We start from the raw sequence: 12,761 nt of genomic DNA, 5'->3' as shown, positions 1-12,761 counted from the left end.
ACCGACGCACCGCCCGAGGAGCCACCGTGCCCGAGCCCGGCAGCAGCGCCGCACCCCGTACACCCGAACCCGGCACACCCGAACCCGGCACGCCCCTGCCCGGCACACCCGCACCCGGCACACCCGACGCCCGCACCCCCCGTGCACGGCCCGCCCGGCGCGGGCTGCTCGCCGCCGGGGCCGCCTCCGCAGCGGCCGCCCTCCTGGGCTCCGGCACCCCGGCCCGCGCCGCCACCGCGCCGGCCGCGACCCCGGCCCCGCCCGGCCCGCCCGCGGCCTCCGCCGCGCCCGCCCTGGCCCCGTACGCCTCCTACTGGTTCCCGGACTCGCTCCCCCCGGGCGTCCCCAGCCCCGGGATCACCTGGCGCTCCCTCACGCGGTGGACGCCCGAATCGGACCCCGACCTGGCCCACAACAGCGCGAGCGTCCCCCTCGCGCCCCGCTTCGCCCCGGTGCCGCCGCATCCGGACGCCCGCGCCGGCCAGGCCCGTATCGCCTCGCTGGTCTCCTTCGCGCCGACCGCGGGGAACCCCTCCCAGGGGTCCGCGACGGCCGACTACTACGCCCTCACGCACTGGGCGTACCTCGACGAGCTGGTGTTCTGGGGCGGCTCGGCCGGCGAGGGCGTCGTGCTCGCGCCGAACGCGCCCGTCATCGACGCCGCCCACCGCAACGGCGTCCGGGTCCTGGGCAACGTCTTCCTTCCGCCCGTCGCGTACGGCGGCGACCTCCGGTGGACCCGGGACCTGGTCCAGCGGGACCCCCTGGGCCGTTTCCCTCTGGCGGGGAAGCTCGTCCAGGTGGCGCGGGCGTACGGCTTCGACGGCTGGTTCGTCAACGCCGAGACCGACGGCGGGGACAGCGCGCTCGCCACCCGGATGCGGGAGTTCCTGCGTGCGCTGCGCGCCGCCGGCGCGCCGCACGGCCTGCGGATCACCTGGTACGACGCGATGAACAGCACCGGCGGGGTCGGCTGGCAGGGCGAACTGAACGCCCTCAACCAGGAGTTCTTCGAGGACCGGGCCGGCCCGGTCGCGGACACGGTGTTCGTGGACTTCCGCTGGAGCGCGCGCTCCCTGGCCGATTCCGGCGCGCTCGCCGAGCGGCTGGGCCGCTCCCGCCACGAGTTGTGGGCGGCCGTGGACACCGGGTCCCGGGGCTGGGACACCTCCGTCGACTGGGACGCCATCGTCCCGCGCGGGCGCGACCACGTCGTCAGTTACGGCTTCTACCGGCCGGAATGGACGCTCGGCCACCTCGGCGACCGCTCCCCCGGCGCCTTCCACCAGGCCGACGACCGCTTCTGGACGGGCGAGTCCCTCGACCCGGCCCGCCCCGCACCCGAAACGGGCTGGCGGGCTCCGGCCACCGTCGTGGCGGACCGCTCGACCGTCGTGGCGCTGCCCTTCGCCTGCGCGTTCAACACCGGGCACGGGCTGCGCTGGTACGAGGACGGGAAGGTCACCTCGGACACGCCGTGGAACCACCTCGGGCTCCAGGACCGGCTCCCGGGCCGCCGCTGGGTGGTGGACACCACCGGCCCGCGCCCCCGCGTGACCCTGGACTTCGCCGACGCGTGGCGCGGCGGCTCCAGCCTGCTCGTGACGGGCGCCCTGGCCGCCCCGGCCGTCATCGGCCTGCACTCCACCCGTCTGCCGCTGTCCGGCCCCACCGCCGTGGAACTGATCCACGCCACCGAGTCGGGCACGGTCGCGGTGGAGGTCGGGATCGCGTTGCGCGAGCCCGCCGCCCCTGGCGAGCCGCTCCCGTACACCTGGTTCAAGGCGGCGACCCGTGGCGCCGGACAGGGCTGGCAGCGCGCCCGGGCCGTGCTCGACGCGCCGCGCGGGACGACGGCGTACGCGATCGCGGTACGGATCACCCCGCGCGGGACGGCGCCGGTGCGCTGGCGGCTCGGGGCCCTGTCGGTACGCGACACCGCCGCGCAGCGGCCCCCGGCCGCCCCGAGCACCCTGAAACTGGACGCCTCGGCCCAGCGGGACGGCACGGCCGAGGTCCGCCTCTCCTGGCGCCGGGCAGCGGGGCCGGTCCGCCACTACGAGGTCCACCGGCGCCTGCCCGACGGCACCCGCCGCTTCCTCGGCGGCACCTGCGGCACGGCCCTGTACCTCCCCGCAGTCACCCGCTGCGGCGGGGAGCCCGCGGCGGCGTTCGAGGTCCGGGCCGTGGACGAGCTGTACGCCCGCTCCGGCGCGGCCCGCGCCACCCTGCGGTGGGCCTGAGCGTCAGGAGGCGTGGGGGGCGGTGCGCGGGACGGTGACCGTCACCCGCAGCCCGTGGGGCGGGTTCGTCGCGTACGACAGGGACCCGCCGCCCGAGGCGAGCAGCGCCCGGGAGATGGACAGCCCGAGGCCGGAACCCTTGACGTTCTGGTGGCGTCCGCTGCGCCAGAAACGGTCGCCGATCCGCTGGAGCTCCTCCTCGGTGAGGCCGGGCCCGCGGTCGGCGACGACGACCTGGACCGTACGGCCCTGTGCGCAGACCGCGACCTCGACCTCCTCTCCCTCGGGGGTGAACTTGAGGGCGTTGTCGATGACGGCGTCCAGCGCGCTGGACAGCGCGATGGGATCGGCCCACCCGGTGACGGCGGCCGGGCCGGCCTCGGTCAGCCGTACGCCCTTCTCCTCGGCGTAGGGGCGCCAGGCGGTGACCCGTTCGGCGGTGAGCGCGCCGATGTCGGTGAGGCTGATCTCGGCGGTGGCGTGTTCGGCCAGCGCCAGGTCCAGCAGGTCGTCCAGGACCTGTGTCAGGCGTTTGCCCTCGGTGCGCACGGAAGCGATCTCCTCGTTGCCCTCGGGCAGTTCGAGGGCGAGCAGCTCGATCCGCAGGAGCAGCGCGGCGAGCGGGTTGCGCAGCTGGTGGGAGGCGTCGGCGACGAACGCCCGCTGCTGCTCCAGGACGTCTTCCACGTTGTCGGCCATCTCGTTGAACGAGTGGGCCAGGCGCTGGAGTTCCGGGGGCCCGCCGGCGGCGGCGACGCGGGAGTTCATCCGTCCGGTGGCGATGCCGTGCGCGGCGGCGTCCAGGGTCCGGACGGGCTTGAGGACCCAGCTGGTGAGCCGCAGGGCGGCCCCGAACGCCAGCAGCATGGCGGCGGCGAGGCCGCCCGCGATCAGCAGCCAGCCCTGCAGGATCCGCGCCCGCAGCTGACCGGTGGGAGATTCGGTGGCGACGACGGCGACGACGTCCCCGTCGAGGACGACCGGGGAGGCGACGAGCAGTTTGGCGCGGGTCTGCCAGGGCCAGACCTGGCCCGGGTCGTGGCTGCGGCGCCCGGCGAGGGCTTCCTCGAAGGCCCGGCGGCCCTCACCGGATTCCGGGAGCTGCCACCAGCCGGGGGCGCGGACCATGGCGTTGTCATCGCGGTAGAAGATGCCGACGCGGATGCCGTACAGCTCCTGGTAGCGGGCCAGCTCCAGTTGGAGGGTCTCGCGGCGCTGGTCGGCGCCGGTGGCGGCGGAGCCCTCGGCGTCGATGACGAACTGGGCGAGGGCGGCGAAGCGGGCGCTGTCGTCGATCCGGTCGACGACCACCCGTTGCTGCTGCCCGGCAGCGAGGCTGACGGCGAGCGGGAAACCGAGCGCGAGCAGGACGCCCGCCATGAGGACGATGAGCAGGGGCAGCAGCCGGGCGCGCACGACGGGACCTTGCTACGGGGCGGGCGGGGCGACGAGCCGGTAGCCCACCCCGCGGACGGTTTCGATGAGGGCGGGCATGCGCAGCTTGGAGCGCAGCGAGGCGACATGGACTTCGAGGGTCCGCCCGGTGCCTTCCCAACTGGTGCGCCACACCTCGCTGATGATCTGCTCGCGCCGGAAGACGACCCCGGGGCGCTGGGCGAGCAGCGCGAGCAGGTCGAACTCCTTGCGCGTGAGGGGGACGTCGGCGCCGTCCACGGTGACGCGGCGGGTGGGCAGCTCGATGGCGACGGGACCGAGCCGGACCACGGACGGGGCGCCGGTCCCGGTGGCCGCGGCCTCCTCCGAGGCGCCGGTGCGGCGGGCGACGGCGTGGATGCGGGCGAGGAGTTCGCCGGTGTCGTAGGGCTTGACGACGTAGTCGTCGGCGCCCATGTTCAGGCCGTGGATGCGGGAGCGTACGTCGCCGCGCGCGGTCACCATGATGACGGGCGTGGCGGTGCGCTTGCGGATCTTGCCGCACACCTCGTAGCCGTCCTGGTCGGGCAGGCCGAGGTCGAGCAGGATCACCCCGTAGGGAGGGGCGGAGGCCTGGGCACCGGGCGGCAGCAGGGCGTGGAGCGCCTCCTCGCCGCTGCGGGCATGGGTGACCTGGAAGCCGTGCCGGGCGAGGATCGCGGACAGCGCGGCGGCGACGTGGTCGTCGTCCTCGACGAGCAGCAGTCTCACGGGGCCCCTTCCTCGGTTGGTCTGTGGCGCACGGCGTGGCCACCCTGCATCCACGCCGATGCAGACTCCCACGTCAAGAGGGTTCCGGTCTTGCGAGTCTTCCGTTATCCACCCGGTACGCGTAAGGAGGGGCCCACAGGGGGACGGGGTGCGCCCACGGAGCGTATCCGGGCGAGGCCGGATCGTTATGCTCAATTCTCCCTCAGATGTGATGACGGTGTGAGTGCCTCGTCACTACTGTCCTCCCAACCGACGGAGGACGGAGCAAGAAGCCGATGAGCGGAGTATCAGTGACCAAGGACGTGCAGGACGCGGCCGGTGCCGCGGACGACCTGGTCGTACTGAGCAACGTCAACAAGCACTTCGGCGCGCTGCACGTGCTTCAGAACATCGATCTGAGCATTGCCCGCGGTGAGGTCGTCGTGGTGATCGGTCCCTCGGGATCGGGCAAGTCCACGCTGTGCCGGACCATCAACCGGCTGGAGACGATCGATTCGGGGACCATCACGGTCGACGGCAAGGAACTGCCCTCCGAGGGCAGGGAACTGGCGCGGCTGCGAGCCGATGTCGGCATGGTCTTCCAGTCCTTCAACCTGTTCGCGCACAAGACCGTGCTGCAGAACGTGATGCTGGGCCAGCTCAAGGTCCGCAAGGCGGACCGGGCGGCGGCGCTGGAGAAGGCGAAGTCGCTGCTGGACCGGGTGGGCGTCGGCTCGCAGGCGGACAAGTACCCCGCGCAGCTCTCCGGTGGCCAGCAGCAGCGCGTGGCGATCGCCCGGGCGCTGGCGATGGACCCGAAGGTGATGCTGTTCGACGAGCCGACCTCGGCGCTCGACCCGGAGATGATCAACGAGGTGCTGGAGGTCATGCAGCAGCTCGCCCGGGAGGGCATGACGATGGTGGTCGTCACGCACGAGATGGGCTTCGCCCGCTCGGCGGCCAACCGTGTCGTCTTCATGGCGGACGGGAAGATCGTCGAAGAGGCCGCGCCGGAGCAGTTCTTCGCCAACCCGCGCAGCGACCGTGCCAAGGACTTCCTGTCGAAGATCCTGCACCACTGACGGTCCTTGTCTGGTAGTGATCCGGTGGCGGCCCGGATCCACGTGTCGCTCGCCGTCCAACAACGTCTGACCCGAGGGAAGTTCACGATGAAGCTTTACAAGGCCGGTGCGGCCGTTGCCGCCGCCGTCGCTCTCGCCCTGACCGCGACCGCCTGCGGCGGCGGCAGCAAGTCCTCCGGTGGCGGCGAGTCGGCCGGTGACGGCAAGAAGATCGTCATCGGCATCAAGTTCGACCAGCCGGGTGTGGGTCTCAAGACCCCGGACGGCAAGTTCACCGGTTTCGACGTCGACGTCGCGACGTACGTGGCCAAGGAACTCGGCTACGAGGCCAACCAGATCGAGTTCAAGCAGGCCGTCAGCTCCGAGCGCGAGAACCTGATCTCCAACGGCGACGTCAAGCTGGTCGTCGCGAGCTACTCGATCAACGACAAGCGCAAGGAGAAGGTCGACTTCGCCGGCCCGTACTTCCTGGCGCACCAGGACCTGCTGGTCCGCGCCGACGAGACCTCGATCACCAAGGCCGAGGACCTCAACAAGAAGAAGCTCTGCTCCGTCACCGGCTCCACCTCGGCGCAGAACGTCAAGACCAAGCTCGCTCCCGAGGCCGACCTCCAGGAGTTCCCGGGCTACTCCGAGTGCCTCACCGGCCTGGAGAACAAGGCCGTGGACGCGCTGACCACGGACAACTCGATCCTGGCCGGCTACGCCGCGCAGGAGAAGAACAAGGGCAAGTTCAAGCTGGCCGGGCTGAGCCTGAGCAACGAGAACTACGGCATCGGCCTCAAGAAGGGCGACAAGGACCTGCAGACCAAGGTCAACGCCGCCCTCAAGAAGATGGTCGCCGATGGTGCCTGGGACGCGGCCGTGAAGAAGAACTTCGGGCCGGCCAACTACAAGAACGAGCCTGCCCCGCAGATCACCGAAGGCAGCTGATTCCCCGGTGGGGAGCGTCGCCGCCCGCCTGCCGCGGGCGGCGGCGCGCCCCACCGGCCATCCTGGGGAGAGCGCAGGGCAACGTGTTCGACTTTCTTGATTCCGGGCAGTACGACCTGCTCGGAGCCTTCTGGGTGACGGTTCAGCTCACCCTCTACTCGGCGGCGGGCTCCCTCATATGGGGCACCGTCCTGGCCGGGATACGGGTCAGCCCGGTCCCGCTGATGCGCGGCTTCGCCGCCGTGTACGTCAACGTGGTGCGCAACACGCCGCTCACCGCGCTGATCCTCGGCTGCTCACTGGGCCTCAGCCAGACCCTGGGCATCACGCTCGGCGGTGACACCTTCAAGGAGACCGGCTTCCGGCTGGCCGTCCTCGGCCTGACCGCCTACACCGGCACCTTCGTCTGCGAGGCGCTGCGCTCCGGCATCAACACCGTGCCCGTCGGGCAGGCCGAGGCCGCCCGCGCGCTGGGCCTGAGCTTCTTCCAGGTGCTCACGCTGATCGTGCTCCCCCAGGCCTTCCGGGCCGTCATCGCACCGCTCGCGAACGTACTGATCGCCCTCACCAAGAACACCACGGTGGCGGCGGCCATCGGCGTGGCCGAAGCGGCCCTGCTGATGAAGGAAATGATCGAGAACGAGGCGCAGGCGCTCTTCGAGGTCTTCGCGGTGTTCGCCTTCGGCTTCGTCGTACTCACCCTGCCCACCGGCCTGCTGCTCGGCTGGGCGGCCAAGCGAATGGCGGTGAAGCGATGAGCACCGTGCTGTACGACACCCCCGGCCCGAAGGCCAAGGTCCGCAACTGGATCTACTCCGCCGTCTTCCTCGTGCTGCTCGGCCTCGCCCTGTGGTGGGCGCTGGGCCTGATGGCGGACAAGAACCAGCTCGACGGCGACAAGTGGAGCCCGTTCGTCACCGACGGGCAGGTCTGGACGACGTTCCTGATCCCCGGCCTGCTGGAGACGCTCAAGGCCGCTGTGATCGCCATGGTGATCGCGCTTCCGCTCGGCGCGCTGTTCGGCATCGGCCGGCTCTCCGACCACGCCTGGGTGCGGATCCCGGTCGGTGCGGTCGTGGAGTTCTTCCGCGCCATTCCGGTCCTGATGCTGATGCTGTTCGGCAGCGCCCTGTACGTGCAGTACTCCAACGTCGAGTCCGAGATCCGGCCGCTGTACGCGGTGGTCACCGGCCTGGTCCTGTACAACGCCTCGGTCATCGCGGAGATCGTCCGGGCCGGCATCCAGTCGCTGCCGCGCGGACAGACCGACGCGGCCAAGGCGATCGGCATGCGCAAGGGCCAGACCATGGCCCACGTCCTGCTCCCGCAGGCGGTCACCGCCATGCTGCCGGCGCTGGTGAGCCAGCTCGTGGTGATCCTCAAGGACACCGCGCTCGGTGGTGCGGTCCTCGGTTACGGCGAACTGCTGTCGATGAGCCGGCAGATCTCGGCGAACTACAGCAACACCATCCCGAGCCTGATCGTGATCGCGGCGCTGTTCGTCGGGGTGAACTACGCCCTCGCCTCCTCCGCCTCCTGGCTGGAGGGCCGGCTGCGGCAGTCGAAGAAGAGCACCGGTGCGGTCGTCGGTGTGGCGGAGGCCAGCGACCTGGCCACGGGCAACAACAGCACGGGATGAAACCCGGCCGACGCGGATCGCGTGCCCGCTGACGGTAAGTCCGCTGATGCGAAGTCAGTCATAGTGCGTAGCCTGTGTGGTGCGGCGGAATCCTCCGCCGCACCACACAGTGCTGTCCGGACCGGTGTCACTTGACGCAGGCACTTCCAGTCGGTTGCATACGTTGTGTGATCACATACCGGACATCGGGAGCCGCATCATGGACCCGGTGATCGTCGTCGGCGCGGGACCCGTCGGGCTGTCCCTGTCCCTCGCCCTGGCCGGCCAGGGCGTGCCCTCCGTCGTACTGGACGAAGGGCCCGGCAAGGACGAGCCCCGGCCGGCCCGTTCCGTCGTCCTGCATGCCGACACCGCCTCCATGGCCCACCGGCTCGGCTGTACGACGCTGCGCGACGAAGGGGCGTACTACGCGGCCTGGCGCACGATGCGTCGGGGCCGGGACGCGCAGCGGATCACGTTCGAGGACCACCCGGCGCCACTGCACCTGCCGCAGCACGCCCTGACGCGCGGTCTGCGGGACGCCGCAGCCACCCACCCACTGGTCCGGCTGATCGCCGACACCCGGCTGGACGCCCTGGAGCAGGACGGCCGCGGGGTCACCGCCCACACCCGGGGCGCCGAGACCACCTGGTGGCGCGGGAGCCACCTCGTGGGCTGCGACGGGGCCCGCTCGACCGTACGCAAGCTGCTCGGCATCCGCTTCCCCGGCCGGACCGCCGTCGAACGGCACGCCGTGGCCGCGCTGCGCACCGAACTGCCCTGGCCCGGCGAGGGCTTGCTGCACCGCGGCGCGACGGGCGAGGTCACCGCCCGGCCGCTGCCCGACGGGGTGTGGCGGCTGGACTGGCTGCTCCCGCCCCGCGGGGGGCTCGTCACCCCCGACGCGCTGGTGACCCTGATCCGGGACACCCTGGCGGCGTGGTGCGGGGGCACGACTCCCCCGTACGACCTGATCGACACCGGCGTGCACACCCTGCACCACCGCCTCGCCCGGCGCTGGCGCGACGGCCGGGCCTACCTCGCCGGGGACGCGGCGCACCTGCTGGGCGCGCTCGGCACCCAAGGGGTCGAGGAGGGGCTGCGGGACGCCGAGAACCTGGCCTGGAAGCTCGCGCTGGACTGGCACCAGGGGGCCTCGGAGGCACTGCTGGACAGCTACGAGGACGAGCGGCGCCGGGCGGTCGCGGCCCGGCTGCGCGTCGCCGACCAGGCGCTGCCCGCCCTGCGCGGCGGGGGCGGACTGCGCACCTACCTTCCGGGAGCGGCGCGTTCGGCCGAGAGCCTGCTCACCGACGGCCACCTCGGCCGGGGCGCGCTGGGCGGGGAGCCGACGTACGCCCCGCCCGTGGCCGTACGGGAAGTGCCGACCGCCACCGAACCCGGCGGGCCGGTGGCGAACGTACCGGTGACCGCGCCCGACGGGTCGACGGTGCCGCTGCGGGACCTGCTGGGGCGGGGCCGGCTGCTGGTGGTCCTGGTCGCCCCCGGCACCGGGGTGTGGGACCGGCGGCACTGGCTGGGCGCCGGGCTGATGCCCCGGCTCGCGGCGGCCGTGAGCGCCCTGCCCGTCCGTGCGGAACTCCTGGTGGCCGACGGCTATCCGGGGGCCGCGGCGCACACCGTGCTGCTGGTGCGCCCCGACGGCCACCTCGCGGCGACCTTCGCCGGGGTGCGTCCGGCGGAACTGTACGAGGCGGCCGACGCCGTCCGCTGCGGCGCTCCGGCTGCGGCGGAGGGCGCCGCGTCCCCGCTCGAGGAGACGTCCATCACTCCCACGGGGGTGATCGATTGACCCCGCTCCCGTCCCGTGCTTCACTCGCGGGCATGACCGGCAGCGACGTACGCCTGTGGCGGAGGGTCCACATGGACCTGCTCCGCTACGCGGGCTGCGTGTGTCGCCCTTCCTGCTGATTCGCCCCTTCTTTCGCGCCTCCCCGTAGTCCCGTGTCCTTCCGGGACCGCCGGCGCGCACCCCCGCGAACTCCCAGGACGGTCATTGCCCATGTCTGCGCCCACGCACGCGCCCGCCCCCTCCTCTTCCCCGGCCCCCACCCGTGCCCCTGCCGCACCGACCACGGCCGAGCTGCTCGCCTTCGTGCTCCGCACCGCGGCCGACCCCGACCTCGTCGCCTCCCTCCCGCTGGACCCGGAGGGACGCACGTGGATCCGGCTGGACGGGCCCGGTGGCAGCGAGGCCTGGCTGATCGGCTGGCCTCCCGGTACCGGCACCGGCTGGCACGACCACGCCGAGTCACGGGGCGCGTTCGCCACCGCCCGCGGGAAGCTCACCGAGCATTCGCTGGCCGTGCGCCTGCCCTCGGAGGGCTGGCGGAGCCTGGAGCTGGCGGCGGACGTGGACCGCGGCCGCGGCGTCCCGGCGGGCGCGGGGCGGGGCTTCGGTGAGCACCACGTGCACGAGGTGCTCAACGAGTCGCGGACCGAGCACGCCGTCTCGGTGCACGCGTACTACCCGCCGCTCCCGCTGATCCGCCGCTACAGCCGCACCGGCCCAGTGCTCAGGCTGGAACACGTCGAGCGTCCGGCGGACTGGCAGTGAGCGCCGCACCGCAGGGCATCGACGCCCTCGTCGACCGGCTCCGCACGACGTACGCGCGCGTCTCGCCGGACGAGGCACACGCCGCGTCGCTGGAAGGGGCTCTGCTGGTCGACATCCGCTACCAGGCGCTGCGCGAGCGGGACGGCCTGATCCCGGGCGCCGTGGTCGTCGAGCGCAACGAGCTGGAGTGGCGCCTCGATCCGCTGGGCTCCCACCGCCTGCCCGAGGCCACCGGTCACGGCCTGCGGGTGGTGGTGATCTGCAACGAGGGCTACGCCTCGACGCTGGCCGCGGCCTCACTGCACGCGCTGGGCCTCCACCGCGCGACCGACCTGACGGGCGGCTTCCAGGCCTGGAAGTCGGCGGGCCTGCCCGTCACCCCGGCGGACGACGCCGCGGGGCCCTGACTCCCGGGCCCTGCCAGGGCGGACGCGGCGTCCCCGGGGCTCAGTCCCCGGGGAAGCCCTCCCCGTACTCGCCCTCGTCCTCGGTTTCCAGCGCGCGGCGGACCACCCGCAGGGCCATGCCCTCCGGGTATCCCTTGCGCGCCAGCATCCCGGCGAGCCGCCGGATCCGCTTGTCGCGCTCGAGGCCCCGGGTCGCCCGGAGCTTGCGCTCCACGAGCTCCCGGGCCGTCTGCTCCTCCTGCTCGGAGTCCAGCTGCTCCAGGGCTTCCTGGACGAGGGTGGCGTGCACCCCCTTGGTCCGCAGCTCCTGGGCGAGTGCCCGGCGGGCCAGCCCCCGGCCGCGGTGGCGGGACTCGACCCAGGCGCCGGCGAAGGCGGCGTCATCGATCAGGCCCACCTCCTCGTACCGGGAGAGGACCTCCTGCGACACCTCCTCGGGGATGCCGCGCTTGGCCAGGGCGTCCGCGAGCTGCCGCCGGGTACGCGGCATCCCGGTGAGCAGGCGCAAGCAGATCGCCCGCGCCTGCTCTTCGGGACTCTGGGGCGGCAGCTCCTGACGGTCCTCCCGGCCGCCCTCCCCGCCACCCCTTTCCTGCTCCCGCACGGATCAGCTCTTGGCCACGGCGGCCTTGGCCGTCGTCTTGGCCTTCGCCGCCGGGGCGGGCACGGCCGAGGCGTCGGCCGGAGCCTCCGCACCGGCCTCCGCGGCGGCGTCCTTGCGCACGCCGACGCCCAGCTTCTCCTTGATCTTCCGCTCGATCTCGTTGGCGAGATCCGGGTTGTCCTTGAGGAAGTTGCGGGCGTTCTCCTTGCCCTGGCCCAGCTGGTCGCCCTCGTACGTGTACCAGGCACCGGCCTTGCGCACGAAGCCGTGCTCCACGCCCATGTCGATCAGACCGCCCTCGCGGCTGATGCCCTGGCCGTAGAGGATGTCGAACTCGGCCTGCTTGAAGGGCGGCGCGACCTTGTTCTTGACGACCTTGACGCGGGTGCGGTTGCCGACCGCGTCGGTGCCGTCCTTGAGGGTCTCGATGCGGCGGATGTCGAGGCGCACGGAGGCGTAGAACTTGAGCGCGCGGCCACCGGTGGTGGTCTCGGGCGAGCCGAACATCACACCGATCTTCTCGCGGAGCTGGTTGATGAAGATCGCGGTGGTCTTCGACTGGTTGAGCGCACCGGTGATCTTGCGGAGCGCCTGGCTCATCAGACGGGCCTGGAGACCCACGTGCGAGTCGCCCATCTCGCCCTCGATCTCCGCACGGGGCACGAGCGCCGCGACGGAGTCGATGACGATCAGGTCGAGCGCGCCGGAGCGGACCAGCATGTCCACGATCTCCAGCGCCTGCTCGCCGGTGTCCGGCTGCGACAGGATGAGGTTGTCGGTGTCGACGCCGAGCGCCTTCGCGTACTCGGGGTCGAGCGCGTGCTCGGCGTCCACGAAGGCGACGGTGCCGCCCGCCTTCTGCGCGTTGGCGACGGCGTGCAGGGTCAGGGTCGTCTTACCGGAGGACTCCGGTCCGTACACCTCGATCACACGGCCGCGGGGCAGCCCGCCGACGCCGAGCGCGATGTCCAGCGCGGTCGACCCGGTGGGGATGACCTCGATGGGGTCGTTCGGCTTGTCGCCGAGGCGCATGACCGCACCCTTGCCGAATTGCCGTTCAATCTGTGCGAGCGCGGCGTCGAGAGCCTTCTCGCGGTCGGTGCCTGCCATGGGTTCCACCCGGTTTGCTTGAGTCGATCGCTTCACGCCATTGACGCTAACGCCTGCCACTG

13 protein-coding genes are annotated in these 12,761 nt (G+C 72.3%); 9 read left to right on the top strand and 4 right to left on the bottom strand.

Going from position 1 to position 12,761, the window contains the following annotated elements; genetic code table 11:
- Positions 1–95: 95 nt before the first annotated feature.
- On the top strand, positions 96–2,243 hold the full coding sequence (locus tag OHA81_RS23450) for an endo-beta-N-acetylglucosaminidase (protein WP_329202498.1): 2,148 nt from the start codon (positions 96–98) through the stop codon (positions 2,241–2,243).
- Positions 2,244–2,246: 3 nt separating this feature from the next.
- On the opposite strand, the gene OHA81_RS23445 is transcribed toward OHA81_RS23450, so the two are convergent.
- Positions 2,247–3,659, bottom strand: a complete 1,413-nt coding sequence (locus OHA81_RS23445) for a sensor histidine kinase (RefSeq protein WP_329198884.1) — start codon at positions 3,657–3,659, stop codon at positions 2,247–2,249.
- A gap of 12 nt (positions 3,660–3,671) precedes the next feature.
- Positions 3,672–4,388, bottom strand: coding sequence for a response regulator transcription factor (locus tag OHA81_RS23440; protein WP_329198882.1), 717 nt, complete (start codon positions 4,386–4,388; stop codon positions 3,672–3,674).
- 275 nt (positions 4,389–4,663) lie between these two features.
- On the opposite strand from OHA81_RS23440, the gene OHA81_RS23435 reads away from it, so the two are divergent.
- The 8 genes from OHA81_RS23435 to OHA81_RS23405 all read left to right on the top strand — a co-directional run bounded on the left by OHA81_RS23435 (position 4,664) and on the right by OHA81_RS23405 (position 10,985).
- Entirely contained in the window at positions 4,664–5,449 is a 786-nt protein-coding gene (locus OHA81_RS23435; RefSeq protein ID WP_329198880.1) for an amino acid ABC transporter ATP-binding protein, read from the top strand.
- Positions 5,450–5,536: 87 nt separating this feature from the next.
- Positions 5,537–6,382, top strand: coding sequence for a glutamate ABC transporter substrate-binding protein (locus tag OHA81_RS23430; protein WP_329198878.1), 846 nt, complete (start codon positions 5,537–5,539; stop codon positions 6,380–6,382).
- 83 nt (positions 6,383–6,465) lie between these two features.
- The gene (locus OHA81_RS23425) at positions 6,466–7,140 is read left to right on the top strand and encodes an amino acid ABC transporter permease (RefSeq protein WP_190186239.1); all 675 of its coding nucleotides are present in this window, start codon (positions 6,466–6,468) and stop codon (positions 7,138–7,140) included.
- Positions 7,137–8,021, top strand: a complete 885-nt coding sequence (locus tag OHA81_RS23420) for an amino acid ABC transporter permease (protein WP_329198876.1) — start codon at positions 7,137–7,139, stop codon at positions 8,019–8,021. The genes OHA81_RS23425 and OHA81_RS23420 overlap by 4 nt, the downstream gene beginning before the upstream one ends.
- 199 nt (positions 8,022–8,220) lie before the next feature.
- On the top strand, positions 8,221–9,813 hold the full coding sequence (locus OHA81_RS23415) for an FAD-dependent monooxygenase (protein WP_329198874.1): 1,593 nt from the start codon (positions 8,221–8,223) through the stop codon (positions 9,811–9,813).
- A gap of 32 nt (positions 9,814–9,845) precedes the next feature.
- Entirely contained in the window at positions 9,846–9,932 is an 87-nt protein-coding gene (locus tag OHA81_RS34640) for a putative leader peptide (protein ID WP_361132002.1), read from the top strand.
- A gap of 91 nt (positions 9,933–10,023) precedes the next feature.
- Positions 10,024–10,578 (top strand): cysteine dioxygenase, encoded by a 555-nt coding sequence (locus tag OHA81_RS23410; RefSeq protein ID WP_329198872.1) that lies wholly within the window; start codon positions 10,024–10,026, stop codon positions 10,576–10,578.
- A complete protein-coding gene (locus OHA81_RS23405) occupies positions 10,575–10,985 on the top strand; it encodes a rhodanese-like domain-containing protein (RefSeq protein ID WP_329198871.1) in 411 nt (136 codons plus the stop codon). The genes OHA81_RS23410 and OHA81_RS23405 overlap by 4 nt, the downstream gene beginning before the upstream one ends.
- Positions 10,986–11,025: 40 nt before the next feature.
- Here the strand turns inward: OHA81_RS23405 and recX are convergent, their stop codons facing one another.
- Both recX and recA read right to left on the bottom strand, forming a co-directional pair.
- Positions 11,026–11,589, bottom strand: a complete 564-nt coding sequence (recX, locus tag OHA81_RS23400) for a recombination regulator RecX (RefSeq protein WP_329198869.1) — start codon at positions 11,587–11,589, stop codon at positions 11,026–11,028.
- Positions 11,590–11,592: 3 nt separating this feature from the next.
- Entirely contained in the window at positions 11,593–12,699 is a 1,107-nt protein-coding gene (recA, locus tag OHA81_RS23395; protein ID WP_329198867.1) for a recombinase RecA, read from the bottom strand.
- Positions 12,700–12,761 lie beyond the last annotated feature (62 nt).

Source organism: Streptomyces sp. NBC_00667 (assembly GCF_036226825.1).
Classification (GTDB): Bacteria; Actinomycetota; Actinomycetes; order Streptomycetales; family Streptomycetaceae; genus Streptomyces.
This window is presented reverse-complemented; position numbering and strand designations above follow the sequence as displayed.

What these genes read in the sequence shown, in the direction of transcription:
- OHA81_RS23430 (WP_329198878.1), top strand. Translation starts at nt 5,537, where the DNA reads ATGAAGCTTTACAAGGCCGGTGCGGCCGTTGCCGCCGCCGTCGCTCTC.
- OHA81_RS23435 (WP_329198880.1), top strand. Translation starts at nt 4,664, where the DNA reads ATGAGCGGAGTATCAGTGACCAAGGACGTGCAGGACGCGGCCGGTGCC.
- OHA81_RS23410 (WP_329198872.1), top strand. Translation starts at nt 10,024, where the DNA reads ATGTCTGCGCCCACGCACGCGCCCGCCCCCTCCTCTTCCCCGGCCCCC.
- recA (WP_329198867.1), bottom strand. Translation starts at nt 12,699, where the DNA reads ATGGCAGGCACCGACCGCGAGAAGGCTCTCGACGCCGCGCTCGCACAG.
- OHA81_RS34640 (WP_361132002.1), top strand. Translation starts at nt 9,846, where the DNA reads ATGACCGGCAGCGACGTACGCCTGTGGCGGAGGGTCCACATGGACCTG.
- OHA81_RS23415 (WP_329198874.1), top strand. Translation starts at nt 8,221, where the DNA reads ATGGACCCGGTGATCGTCGTCGGCGCGGGACCCGTCGGGCTGTCCCTG.
- OHA81_RS23420 (WP_329198876.1), top strand. Translation starts at nt 7,137, where the DNA reads ATGAGCACCGTGCTGTACGACACCCCCGGCCCGAAGGCCAAGGTCCGC.